This window comes from Chloroflexota bacterium, assembly GCA_018829775.1.
In the GTDB taxonomy this organism is placed as follows: Bacteria; Chloroflexota; Dehalococcoidia; order Dehalococcoidales; family RBG-16-60-22; genus E44-bin89.
The window spans coordinates 1-12,255 of sequence record JAHJTL010000111.1 but is presented as its reverse complement, the minus strand read 5'-3'; the positions used below and the strand labels follow the sequence as shown (position 1 = coordinate 12,255).

The 12,255-nt window shown below is 52.2% G+C and carries 13 protein-coding genes; 6 read left to right on the top strand and 7 right to left on the bottom strand.

What is annotated here, in order from left to right; translation table 11 throughout:
* The 6 genes from KKD83_10685 to KKD83_10660 form a co-directional block, all read left to right on the top strand.
* On the top strand, positions 1 to 507 hold a 507-nt coding region (locus tag KKD83_10685; protein MBU2536611.1), incomplete at its 5' end, for a response regulator transcription factor.
* Complete coding sequence (locus KKD83_10680) at positions 504 to 1,535, top strand: HAMP domain-containing histidine kinase (GenBank protein MBU2536610.1); 1,032 nt, start codon at positions 504 to 506, stop codon at positions 1,533 to 1,535. The genes KKD83_10685 and KKD83_10680, both read left to right, overlap by 4 nt.
* Before the next feature lie 27 nt (positions 1,536 to 1,562).
* The gene (locus tag KKD83_10675; protein MBU2536609.1) at positions 1,563 to 1,910 is read left to right on the top strand and encodes an ATP-binding protein; all 348 of its coding nucleotides are present in this window, start codon (positions 1,563 to 1,565) and stop codon (positions 1,908 to 1,910) included.
* A gap of 345 nt (positions 1,911 to 2,255) precedes the next feature.
* A complete protein-coding gene (locus KKD83_10670) occupies positions 2,256 to 2,609 on the top strand; it encodes a hypothetical protein (GenBank protein ID MBU2536608.1) in 354 nt (117 codons plus the stop codon).
* Positions 2,610 to 2,792: 183 nt separating this feature from the next.
* The gene (locus KKD83_10665) at positions 2,793 to 2,990 is read left to right on the top strand and encodes a hypothetical protein (GenBank protein MBU2536607.1); all 198 of its coding nucleotides are present in this window, start codon (positions 2,793 to 2,795) and stop codon (positions 2,988 to 2,990) included.
* An 11-nt stretch (positions 2,991 to 3,001) separates the two neighbouring features.
* Positions 3,002 to 4,696 carry an Ig-like domain-containing protein gene (locus KKD83_10660; protein ID MBU2536606.1) on the top strand — a complete coding sequence of 565 codons (1,695 nt, stop codon included), beginning with the start codon at positions 3,002 to 3,004 and terminating at the stop codon, positions 4,694 to 4,696.
* A gap of 324 nt (positions 4,697 to 5,020) precedes the next feature.
* On the opposite strand, the gene KKD83_10655 is transcribed toward KKD83_10660, so the two are convergent.
* From KKD83_10655 to thiC, 7 genes are all read right to left on the bottom strand, one after another.
* Positions 5,021 to 5,404, bottom strand: a complete 384-nt coding sequence (locus tag KKD83_10655) for a rhodanese-like domain-containing protein (protein ID MBU2536605.1) — start codon at positions 5,402 to 5,404, stop codon at positions 5,021 to 5,023.
* 55 nt (positions 5,405 to 5,459) lie between these two features.
* On the bottom strand, positions 5,460 to 5,846 hold the full coding sequence (locus KKD83_10650; GenBank protein MBU2536604.1) for a YbaN family protein: 387 nt from the start codon (positions 5,844 to 5,846) through the stop codon (positions 5,460 to 5,462).
* A 100-nt stretch (positions 5,847 to 5,946) separates the two neighbouring features.
* Positions 5,947 to 7,734 (bottom strand): glutamine--fructose-6-phosphate transaminase (isomerizing), encoded by a 1,788-nt coding sequence (gene glmS / locus KKD83_10645; protein ID MBU2536603.1) that lies wholly within the window; start codon positions 7,732 to 7,734, stop codon positions 5,947 to 5,949.
* A 28-nt stretch (positions 7,735 to 7,762) separates the two neighbouring features.
* Positions 7,763 to 8,938: an NTP transferase domain-containing protein gene (locus tag KKD83_10640; protein MBU2536602.1), complete on the bottom strand. Its 1,176-nt coding sequence runs from the start codon at positions 8,936 to 8,938 to the stop codon at positions 7,763 to 7,765.
* 10 nt (positions 8,939 to 8,948) lie between these two features.
* Entirely contained in the window at positions 8,949 to 10,151 is a 1,203-nt protein-coding gene (locus KKD83_10635; protein ID MBU2536601.1) for an NTP transferase domain-containing protein, read from the bottom strand.
* Positions 10,152 to 10,326: 175 nt separating this feature from the next.
* Entirely contained in the window at positions 10,327 to 11,451 is a 1,125-nt protein-coding gene (locus KKD83_10630; protein MBU2536600.1) for a site-2 protease family protein, read from the bottom strand.
* Positions 11,452 to 11,465: 14 nt separating this feature from the next.
* Positions 11,466 to 12,255: phosphomethylpyrimidine synthase ThiC (gene thiC / locus KKD83_10625; GenBank protein ID MBU2536599.1), on the bottom strand; the 790-nt coding region annotated here is incomplete at its 5' end.

Genomic DNA, 12,255 nt, shown 5'->3' with positions numbered 1-12,255 from the left:
GATATTGATGGTATCGATATCTGCCGGCAACTCCGTGCCGGCAGCGATATGGGCATCGTCATACTTACCGCACGTGGCGTGGTTGGAGAGCGGGTGCGAGGCCTTGAGGCCGGTGCCGACGACTACCTGTCAAAGCCCTTTACATTCGAAGAGTTGCTTGCCCGTATTAGAGCGGTGATGCGCCGACGCTCGCGCCAGACAGAAAGCCTCATACGAATAGGAGACCTTGAGATTGATATCGAAAAGAGGCAGGCCCGGCGAAATAAGCGTCTCATAGAGCTGACGACCCGTGAGTTCGATCTATTGAAGTTGTTGGCGCAGTATGCAGGCAAACCCTTACGCCGTGACTTCATCATCCAGCGTGTATGGGGCTATCAATTTGAAGGAGAGACAGACCCGGTCAAGGTGTATATCAACTTCCTCAGACGAAAACTTAACGCCGGGGGAGAAGCGGACCTCATACAATCGGTGCGTGGCTTTGGCTACGCGCTCAGGGAGATTCCATGAAGATCAGCCTGCGCCGGCAGATTTTCCTATGGTATTCTTTGGTTATTCCCCTCATTATCGTTGGCTTGGCATTTGTAGCACAACAGGTCATGGTAGAGGGCATGCGCACAGATCTCGACCAACGCCTCGAAGAGCGGACGGACATCGTAGCTGATGCCATCATGTTAGGCCCCAAGCTCAGCCACGAAGCTTATGACCCTTTGGTTGAGTGGCTCGCTGAGCAGGAACTGCCGTATGTCCCTGCCATTTTGCGTGTCGCTGACCCCAAGGGCAATGTCCTCGCTACTTTTGGCGATATTCCTGACCCGATTGTCCCGCTCATGGATAACCAATTGCTCCTGCCGGAGATGTCGGAAGGACGATTCGAGACTATCAAAATAAGGGGACACGAGGCCCTGCGGCTATACACCATCTCGGTGTATGACCCAGCCGCTGAAAAGACCATCCTGTTGATCCAGACAGGCGATAGCCTTGCCCAGGTGGCGACAGCTCAAAAGCAGCTGTGGCGATACACTCTAGCTGTAGGTATCGCCGGCAGTGCTTTGGCAATCGTGGTGGGTTTCTTCCTTCTTCAGCAGGGGTTCCAACCGCTTGACAGAATCCTGAGCCGTGTACGGGAAATCGGGAGCAAGAATCTGGCTACTAAAATTCCCGGAGAATCCGGCCCCCCAGAGCTTCAGGAACTGGCCAATACCCTGAACACCATGCTGCAGCGACTTGATACGGCATTTAAAGCCAAGGAGATGTTCATTGCTGGCGTCTCTCATGACCTCAGGACCCCTCTTGCCGTACTTCAAGGACAGATAGATGTCATGCTTATGCAACCATCGGTTGACCAGGAAAACAGGCAGAGTCTCCAGAGGATGTCCACGGAATTGCGCAGGTTGACGCGAATGACCAATAACCTGCTGCTGAGCGGGCAATTAGAGTCAAACCCGACATTTACTCCCGAAGAAATTGATCTGCGAGAATTGCTAAACGAGGTGGTTAGGGAGGTAGGGGTGCTGGCTCAGGATCTGAGCCTCTAGGTTTCCATCCCCGACATCGTAGTCGCCTTGGGGGACCACGATCTGCTCAAGCAGATGGTACTGAACGTTGTCGATAACGCTGTAAAGTTTACTCCGAAAGAGGGCTCCGTGGAAATCTCGCTGAGTGACGAAGAGGAGTGGGCAGTCATCAAGGTTTCGGATACTGGACAGGGCATACCGCAGGAACACTTAACCCACATTACAGAGCCGTTCTACAAAGTTCATACCACCCGCAGGTCCGGTAGTGGCGGAGCGGGACTGGGTTTGGCTATCGTCAAGCAAGTCATTGACCTCCATGGCGGCAAGCTGGATATACAGAGTCAGGTCGGGTTGGGGACGACGGTCACGATAAAGCTGCCACTTAGGTATGTCTAGATGCCGGGGCAGGCAAACTTATAGCCATAGCGGGCAAACCCGACTTAGCAAGATTCTGAAACAAGCCATTAACAAGCAGCTGCTTACTGAGCTCATATAGCCTTGTATGACCCGCCTGCCATTAGGCTCCGCCGATAATCATTCATTTTTAACCGTCTTTTAACTTGTGTTCAACCATCGTTTAACCCTGTTCTGCTAGCATTCTTATTAGAAGCGCTACCACGTTTTAAAAACGCAGCTGATATCGATAGGGAGGTGGTGCCTTTGGCGAAATAACCAGAAAAATCCGGGGTGAATTCAGAGTAAAAAGTTAAAAATACACGACGGAAAGGGGAATGTGGATAAATGAATAAATTAGCTAAGTCAATTTGTGCTATCCTTATCATCTTGTTACTGGCTATACTAATGATCAGCTGTGCCAAGCCACTGACTCTGACAATAACAGCCCCTACGCATGGGGGAACCGTTACTGCATCCCCGATTGAAGTCAGAGGCTACGTATCTGATGCCAAGGCTACAGTGTGGGTCAATGATACCATTGTAACATTAACAAAAGGTAGGACGACTGCAAGTTTCTCCACCAATCTTGAACTTGCTGAAGGCGAGAATACCATCAAAGTTACGGCAGCAAGAGGTAAACCGGACAAGTGGAAGGATGCGGTGGCCAGGACAGTAACGGTAACCTATAGCCCAAAGTAAATCTTGGCTGCTGAGAAAACTTCACCGCAGTATAGGGGTTTAAAGCTGCTGAGTGCCCTTGCAGGGTATCAACCGCGGATGATTGTTAATCTCTCGTGTCCCTGCCAAGGGCGCCGGTAGAGAAGAGCGATACCTTTGTCGAAAATAGGAGCTACTCTGAGGCCACCTTTTCTTAGAAGCAAAATGAATTCACCAGCCAAGGCTGGATGTGGTGTCCATGCCAAAAGCGGGCGGCCATCCTTTACTGGCTCTTCATTTGCCCTGCCCGTCTGGGCAACGTACACACTGGTAGGCATTGGTATCATTATTTTTGCTTTCCTCGCCTTCCGTGGTGAGGGGCGAGATGACTCTCGTGGCAAGTATAAGTGCTGTGCCAATTAAGGAGTAATAAAATGGGATTTTCAAGAACTCTCAGAATAATCGGTATAACCATCATCCTGTCCCTGCTGATGGCCTTTGCCTTGGCGTCGTCGGTCCAGGCAGCTCGTAGCATCAAGCTTGACACTGCCAGCGGCAGAGTTGGTGACAAAATTACGATTACTGGTTCTGGTTTCAGCGCCAGCACCGCCAGTACTGACAAGTATGTTGACATCTACCTCACTGTCAATGGCAACAACACGTCTTACTATATTGGCAATCAGGTTAAGACCTATGAAAAGGTGAAGGCCGGTGTATGGATTGACCAAGCGGGTAATATCAAAACCACGTTCAACATTCCCAGCGTTCTTGACGATGGTAGTTCTGATAAAAAGGTGGAGGTTGGTACGACCTACTACATATGTGCAACCCGCGAATATACCAGTTATACCAACCCCGCCGTTCTCATCCAGGCCTATGCCATGTTTACCGTCACCAGTGGCGAGATTTCGCTGAATCCCAAGAAAGGCCCAGTAGACACGCTGGTGAAGATCACCGGTAGCAAATTCATCACTAAAAAAGAAATCACCATTAAATATGATGGAAATAAGATCAAAATAGAGGATGGCGATTCCAAAACTGATAGTAACGGCAAATTCGCATCCATTATCTGCATTCCACCAAGCACCGCTGGTATCCATACCATAACCGCTAGCGTAGACAGCAGTGAAGTTACAGCTGAGTTTACCGTTGAGTCAGACATAGTCCTCAGCAAACAATCAGGAGAAGCTGGTACCGAGGTAACTGCCAGTGGTACAGGCTTCGGAAGGAGAAAGGAAGTTGAAATCTGGTTCAATGATAACATTGGAGTAGCCACCGCAACGACGAGTAGCACCGGCAGCTTTACCACCAAATTTAATGTGCCGACTGGATTGGGACCTGGCATCAAAAATGTAGATGCTGAAGATGGCAGCAATACAGCTAGAACTAAGTTCACCGTGATTTCCCCACCCCCACCTACAACCATACCCCCAATAGCACCGACGCTACCACACACTTCCCTCAGCGTCAGCCAGAGCACGGGCAATATCGGCACTAGTCTAACATTGAGCGGCGCTGGCTTTAAGCCCAACGGGACAGTCACTATCAAGTATGATGATAAAATAATAGCCACGGCCACCGCTGACGCCAGCGGGATTTTCACGGCTACCTTCAAGGTGCCACCCAGCAAGCATGGAAGCCATACCATAACCGCCAGCGACGGCACCAGTGCCAAGGAGATTACCTTTGCCGTGGAATCAGTAGCACCAAAAACACCGCCGCCGCTACTACCTGGAATGGGAGTAAAGGTGAAATCACCGATATCCTTTGACTGGAAGGATGTTACTGACGAAAGCTCACCGGTGACCTATGTTCTCCAGATTGCCACTGATAAGGACTTTAAGGCTGGTTCTATACTGCTGGAGAAGACAGAGCTTGCCGAATCAGAATATATACTCACTGAAAAGGAGGAGCCAAAGCTTGCCGGTAAGCGAACACCCTATTACTGGAGAGTAAGAGCTATAGATGCCGCCCTTAACGAAGGAGAATGGACAAGCGTCAGTCAATTCTATGTTGCCGTACCCTTTGCCCTGCCCAGCTGGGCATTATACACGATAATCGGGGTTGCTGCCGTGCTCATCTTTGCTATAGGCTACTGGATAGGCAGGAGGACCGCCTTCTATCATTAGGATTGTGCGCGAGAAAACAGAACTTGAAAGTCTCCTTAAAAGTTCTACCTTTTATCTGGCACGGCCTACCTAACGTAACTTTAACCAACAAAAGGACGGCCGTAAGCCTACTTCGACAAGAGTTAATGACTAAACCGTAATAACTTCACCTCTATATGTATAAAATGGAGACAAACTCCAACCACTGAGCCAAGCAAGAATTGTTTCAGGGGGAGTTCGACTCTCCCCCGTCTCCACCAATTAAAAAGAGAGAAGCCCTGCTCTAAGCAGGGCGTTTTCTTTCTTACTTAACTATTTGCTTCTTTTCCGCCTTTTAATTACATTCTATTTTACAACCGGGAACCCCTGTTCAACCCATTCTTTTATGCCAGCTGAAAGATTGTAAACTTCCTGAAAGCCCAGTTCCGCCATAATATCAACCGCTTGTCCACTTCGATTTCCACTTCGGCAATACACAAAATAAGTCTTCTCCCTATCCAGCCGTGCGATTTCATCTCTAAAATCCTCGGAATAAAAATCGATTAATATAGCATTTTCTATATGTCCATCATTGAATTCTTCGGGTGTCCTGACATCAATAATCTGGAAATCGGGATTACCTTCATTTTGCTGGATTAAGTCAGAAGCTTCTTGCGCCGTTACGTCTTTGAATATCTGCGTTATCTCAACTGATTCAGCACATCCACCAGTTGCCAAAATCATTGCCATTAACAAAAACCAGATTAGATTGATACCATACCTATTCCTCACCTCATAATTCCTTTCAGCTTTCTTTTTCTTTAGCAGTTCTTATAAGTATAATATGAACCGTTACACCGATAGCTATTATTAACAATATCACCCTGATAATCAGGTTATCAACCGCGAAAATGATGGAGCAGGCAATCGTTACCCATAGCAAAAGTATGGTTATAATCTTTATTTTCAGCGGCATACCTCTTCCCTGCAAGTAGTTTCGCACGTATGCGCCAATGAATCTGTTATTTAAAAGCCAGTTGTAAAATCGCTGCGAACTGCGCAGATAACAAGCTGCTGCCAGTAAGAGAAATGGGGTGGTGGGCAGAATCGGGACAAATATGCCAATGATCCCGATGGCGGTGGAAATGGTACCAGCAATGATAAGCAGCCTTCTTTTCAGTTTTTCCGGCATTTCTTCAGACTTTTCTATTCTAAGCTATAAGAATATAAAAAAATAGAAGGGGTTATTCCCTCCCGAAGTCTCCTCTTGCCTGTGGCAGCTCGGCGCGCCACTACTCCACGGTGACGCTCTTCGCCAGGTTCCGCGGGAAATCTATGGGGCAGCCTCGCTCTTTAGCTGCATAGTAGGCCAGCAACTGCAGGACAACGGTATTGACCACCGGAGAAAACAGCGGGTCGACCTTCGGCACCGTGATTACCGAATCGGCCACTTCTTCAACGACCTCGTCGCCTTCCTCGACCAGCGCGATTACCGGAGAGCCTCTGGCCTTGACCTCCTTGATGTTGGTCAACATGGCATCATAGGTATTATCCGGCGCCACGACCGCCACCACCGGTGACTGGCTGCTGAGCAGGGCAAAGGGACCGTGCTTCAATTCTCCAGCCGCATAACCCTCGGCATGAATGTACGAGATTTCCTTCAGTTTCAGCGCCCCTTCCAGGGCTACCGGATAGTTAATCCCCCGCCCGATGAAGAAGACATGGTCGTAGCTGGCAATTTGCGCGGCGTGCTGCGCGATTTTTACCTCATCGTCCAGAATATGCTGCACCTTGCCGGGCAACTGTCTTAACTCCATGACGAGGCTGTCTTTTCGCCTCAGGTCGATTCGGGCAAAGGGGAGCGTCATCCAGTATAAAGCCATAAGCTGGGCGGTATAGCTCTTGGTTGCGGCGACGCTTATCTCCGGGCCTGCCGTTGTGTAGACAACCTGGTCGGCGAGGCGTGTGGCGGAGCTGCCGACGACATTGGTGACCACGGTTACCGGGCATCCTTCACTCTTGAGCCTTTTAATGGCTTTCAGGGCGTCGGCGGTCTCTCCCGACTGCGTGATGACAATGGCCTGACTTCGAGATGAGCTCTGCCCCAGATAGCCAAACTCGGAAGCCAATTCGGTCCTGACCGGGACTTTAAACAGCTGCTCCAAAATATATTTCCCGACCAGAGCGGCGTGATAAGAAGTACCACAGGCCAGCAAGAGTATTTCCCCCTCACCGCCCTCCTTAAGAATATCCCAATCAGCCATCGTTTCATCCATTGTCAGGTAGGCTCTGATGGTATCCCGTATCACCTTCGGTTGCTCGTGGATTTCCTTGAGCATGAAGTGCTCGTAGCCACCCTTCTGCGCATCCTCCACGCTCCAGGTTACCTGCTGCGGTTTCCGGTCAACCGCCTCTCCATTTCTCTTTACCTGAACGCCTTCCCTGGTAACCACAGCCATATCATCATCTTCCAGATAGATGACCCGGCTGGTGTAGTCCAGCACGGCGGGCACATCCGAGGCGATGAAGTTCTCCCCATCACCAACCCCGATAATCAACGGGCTGTCCTTCCGCGCCGCGATAAGCTCGGGCTTGTCTGCTACGAGCACGGCGATGGCATATGAGCCTTCCATCTCATCAAGCGCCCCTGCCACCGCCTTCTCCAGGTCGCCTTTATAATATTTCTCGATAAGGTGAGGGATGACTTCGGTATCCGTTTCGGAAGCAAAGGTGTGCCCCTCTTCTATAAGCTGCTGACGCAACTGCTGGTAGTTGTTAATCACGCCATTATGCACCACGGCGATTTTTCCCGTGCAGTCGCAGTGCGGATGGGCGTTTACCAACGACGGCGCTCCATGGGTGGCCCACCGTGTATGCCCGATACCGATTTTCCCTTCGACACGCCGTGGAAGCTGCTCTTTCAGGGCCTGTACCCTGACCGCATCCTTGTGTACCTGCAGCCCGCCGCTGGCCACCGCAATCCCGCATGAGTCATAGCCGCGATACTCCAGCCGAGCCAGACAATTTAGGAGGATCGGCTTGGCCTGTCTTTCCCCGATATAGCCAACGATACCGCACATATCGATAAAATACTCCGCTAACCCTGAGCTACACCACCAGACTCCGGTCAGGCAGTCGACCGCTGATGAGTTTCAGCGACCGTATCTGGCTGTAGTTACCGACGATTACACCCGGTTGAGCCACCACGCTGTTGCCTAGCGTGCACCCCTCTCCGAGCATCGCCCCAAAGCTGACCAGATGGTGTTCCTTATCAATAGTAACTTCCTCCTGGCCGCTGCACGCCGCAAACTGCCCGCCGATACTACAGCTATTATCAATGACCGAGTCATGTATGATGCTGCCCGACCCAATGTTCACATCGTTGCCGATGACGCTGTTTTTCACTTCGGTAAACGGTGCCATGACCACGTTATTACCGATGCTGGTCGCCGGAAAGATGCAGACGCTGGGCCCGATTTCACAGCCCTCCCCGATAACGGCCGGCCCCGCAATATATGAATTGGAACGTATCACCGTACCCTTCCCGATGGAGACCTGGCCCTTGAGCGAAACACCAGCTTCAATCGTACCACCTGATTTCGCCTGCACCTGCTGCAGAACGGCGGCATTGAGGTTCAGCACATCCCAGGGATAAACCGCGTCCAGCCATACTCCATCGGTTTCCAGGGCTTTGATTTTATGGCCCTGGCTGAGCATCCTGTTCACGACGTCAGGAAGGTCGAGTTGAGGCTCAACAAAGTCGAAAATTGCCCTGCTGAAGGCATAAATGCCGGTGCTGACCAGGTGGCTGGCCGCTTCCTCCGGCTTTTCCTGGATTTCCTTCACCGTCCCGCGCTGTACGGTTACCACGCCGTACCGCATCGGGTTGTCCACTTTCTTCACCAGCACCGCCTCTGGTTCAACGCCGGTAAACCGGTCAATGGTATCGGCGGCAATCAGGTTATCTCCGGGCAGGACCAGGAAATCATCTTTGATGGCTTCTTTCGCCTGGACCAGCGCGTGCGCCGTGCCCAGCTGACGGTCCTGATTGACATAGGTCAGGTCAACTCCGAACGACTCGCCGGAGCCGAAGTAATCAAGTACCTGCTCTTTATGATAGCCAACCACCAGCGAGATATCACGAACACCTTTCTGCGCCAGTGCTTCAATCACATACTGCAGAATCGGCTTTCCGGCAATGAACAGCATTACTTTTGGCCGGTTTACGGTAAATGGCCTCAGCCTCTGTCCCTCGCCGGCGGCCAGAATAACCGCTTGTTTCATCGTCTTCTCCTCAGAATATTCTTGATTCCGGTAAAATCGCCCCACTCGCCACCGCCCCCGGTCCGATAAAGGTACCGTTGCCAATCATGCTGCCCACATTGATGCTGGCGTTTATCCCCGTTTCCACTCCGTCCCCGATTATGGCGCCTAACTTGCGCCGGCCGGTAGCGATGCCTTCAACCCAGACCTCCTTCTTATCCAGTCGCAGGTTGGCGATTTTAGTGCCGGCACCGAAATTGCATCCCTCACCGATTATGCTATCGCCGGCATAGTTATGGTGGGGAAGTTTGCTGTTTTTCATGATGATACAGTTCTTCACCCCCACCGCATTGCCGATATGGCAGCCGTCTCCAATAGCGGTACAGGGCCTGATGTAGCAGCTGGGGCCGATATCGCAGTTCTCCCCGATGATAGCCGGTCCAACGATGTATGAGCCAGAACGAACCACGGTATTCTTGCCAATGGCAACGGGGCCCTTCACGACCACATTTTCCTCAACCTCGCCCGAGTTCTGAGCTTCCAGCCCGGCCATCAATGTTTCATTTGCGGTCAGTAAATCCCAGGGATAGCTGATATCCAGCCACTGGCCTATGGCACGACAGGCAATTTCGCGCCCTGCTTCTATCATCAACATCAAAGAATCGGTCAACTCATACTCGCCGCGCGGCGATTTTCCAGTCCGGGATATCGCGTCAAATATCTCCGGCGTCAGAAGGTACAGCCCGGCATTGGCCAGGTGCGAGGGAGGATTTTCCTCTTTCTCATGAATGCGAACCACCTTGCCTTTGTTTTCCTCGACAACGCCCAGCCCCCGTGTGTCACTTACCTCAATAACCGCCATCGTGGTATCTTTTTTGACGGCCATTTCTTTTATGTCCCCGCGGCCGATAATCATGTCGCCGTTCATCAGCAGGAAATCGCCCGCGGTCAGGTCAGCCACCATTTTCAGGGCATCTGCGGTGCCCAGTTGCCTCCGCTGTTTTACGTAATCAATCTGTATATTCCATTTCCTGCCATTGCCAAAGTAATCAAGCACCGCCTCATCATGGTAGCCAACCACAAAGATGAACTCGCTGATACCGGCCGCAATCGCCTCAATGAGCAAATGCTCGAGTATGGGCTTATTGGCAATGGGCAGCATTACCTTGGGCCTGGTGCAGGTAAGAGGTCGCATTCGGCTGCCTTCACCTGCCGCCAGGATAACCGCTTTCAACCAACGTTCTCCTTGCTTGATGTAGTCACCAAATACTATGCGTTGAAGAGGACTATTATTACAGGTTAGTCAGCAAGTCTCTGTGTCGTCCCCATTCTACTACGCTGACCTTAAAAGTCAATAGAAGTCATAATCGTCGGAAAATCTACTCCAAGGGAAAGAAGAAACCGAAACTCTATACGCCGAGTCTGGAACGGGTATAGAGAAGCCTCAGCACATCATCGCGCGTGACCAGGCCGATGATTCTGCCTTCGCTCGCCACCGGCATCTGGCTGATACCGTACTCCTCCATCTGTTCGATAACACTCAGCACTTCCTCGTCGGGCTGGACTACCTTTAATCGCTCCACTGGCGTCATGACCTGGCTCACCGATGCAGTTTCCCATGCCTTCCGGTCAACCGACTTGATATTCTGCAGGGTCAATATGCCCTTTAGTTCCCGGTCGGCGGTAACCATGAAGCATTGATACCCGCTGACGAAGATATAGTCCTGAACCACACGGCTGATGGTCATGTCCGGAGATATCGCCGGGCAGGTGGTGGTCATAACATCAGCCACTCTGACTCCCTGCAGGGCCGCCTGCCACCGCGCCTGCCGGTAGCTGGCCGTGGCCACATAGGTCAGGAACAAGCCGATAAATGCCAGCCAGAGGCCGTTAAACCAGCGCCCCGGGTAGATAAACATCAGAACGATGCCAGCAAGTATAAAAAGATAGCCAACGCTCCGCCCAACCTCGACGGCAATGCGAGTGGCGCGCTGGTAATTGCCGCTGAAGCGCCATAAAAGGGAGCGAAAGACGCGACCGCCGTCGAGGGGAAACCCGGGGATGAGATTGAATAGGGCCAGCACCACGTTAATCTGTGCCAGCCAGAACGCCAGAGCAGCGACCGTTTCACTGATGCTTTGCAGCACAAGGTAGAGCAGGAAAAAAAGACCGCCGATAACCAGACTCGCCAGTGGGCCGGCCAGGGCCATTCTGAACTCCGCCCCGTGCCGGGTTGCCTCACGGGCCATATGAGCCACCCCGCCAAATATAAAAAGGGTTATGCTTCTCACCGGGATACCATTGGCCCGGCCAACCAGGCTGTGAGCCAGCTCATGCGCCACCACGGAGGTGAAAAAAAGCAGGCTGGTGGCTATGCCGGTTAGCCAGTAGGTCGGCGTGCTCCATTCGGGGTAAGCGTAGGGAAAGTACTGCAATGAGAGAGATACGGTGATTAAAACGAAGATAAAGAACCAGCTGTAGTGGATACGGAACTGGATACCGAAAATCCTGCCTAAGCTAAATGCGCCGCCCATACAATTATGTCAAGCTAGCATCGAGGCGAGCCGATGCCCAGATACTTTTCCACCAGCTCCATGGCGCAGTATTTGCCACACATACTGCAGGCTGCGCCGGCAGTGGCATGCTGGCGATGAACCTTCTGGGCGCGCTCCGGGTTCAGTGAAAGCCGGGCCTGCTCTTCCCAGTCGATCTTTTTGCGCGCCATGGACATCTTGCGGTCCCACTCCTCGGCTCCTTTTACCCCCTTCACGATGTCACCGGCATGACCGGCGATGCGTGAGGCGATTACCCCCTGCCTGACATCTTCGTAATCGGGCAATGAAAGATGCTCGGACGGTGTTACGTAGCAGAGAAAGTCGGCACCGGCCGCCGCGGCAATGGCACCGCCGATGGCTCCCGTGATGTGGTCATAACCGGCACCGATATCGGTTACCAGTGGACCCAGTACGTAGAACGGTGCTCCCCGGCAGACGGTTTTCTGCAATTTGACATTGGTCTCAATATGGTCCAGGGGCAGATGCCCCGGCCCTTCTACCATCACCTGGACCCCGGCTTCCCAGGCCCGCTCCACCAGCTCGCCCAGGGTGAGCAATTCCTCCACCTGGGCACGGTCGGTGGCATCGGCAATGCTGCCGGGACGCAGGCCATCGCCCAGGCTCAAGGTAACGTCATACTCACGGGCAATATCCAGTAGGCGGTCATACTGCTCGTATAGCGGGTTTTCCCGCTCATTGTACAGCATCCATCCTATCAGGAAGGCACCGCCACGCGAGACCACGTCGGCGACCCTGCCCTGGTTTTTGAGCCGGTCAATGGCG

Coding starts and splice junctions, on each gene's coding strand:
- glmS (MBU2536603.1), bottom strand. CDS start 7,734: ATGTGCGGTATCGTTGGCTATATCGGGGAAAGACAGGCCAAGCCGATC.
- KKD83_10655 (MBU2536605.1), bottom strand. CDS start 5,404: ATGGCAATGATTTTGGCAACTGGTGGATGTGCTGAATCAGTTGAGATA.
- KKD83_10670 (MBU2536608.1), top strand. CDS start 2,256: ATGAATAAATTAGCTAAGTCAATTTGTGCTATCCTTATCATCTTGTTA.
- KKD83_10665 (MBU2536607.1), top strand. CDS start 2,793: ATGAATTCACCAGCCAAGGCTGGATGTGGTGTCCATGCCAAAAGCGGG.
- KKD83_10660 (MBU2536606.1), top strand. CDS start 3,002: ATGGGATTTTCAAGAACTCTCAGAATAATCGGTATAACCATCATCCTG.
- KKD83_10650 (MBU2536604.1), bottom strand. CDS start 5,846: ATGCCGGAAAAACTGAAAAGAAGGCTGCTTATCATTGCTGGTACCATT.
- KKD83_10640 (MBU2536602.1), bottom strand. CDS start 8,938: ATGAAACAAGCGGTTATTCTGGCCGCCGGCGAGGGACAGAGGCTGAGG.
- KKD83_10680 (MBU2536610.1), top strand. CDS start 504: ATGAAGATCAGCCTGCGCCGGCAGATTTTCCTATGGTATTCTTTGGTT.
- KKD83_10630 (MBU2536600.1), bottom strand. CDS start 11,451: ATGGGCGGCGCATTTAGCTTAGGCAGGATTTTCGGTATCCAGTTCCGT.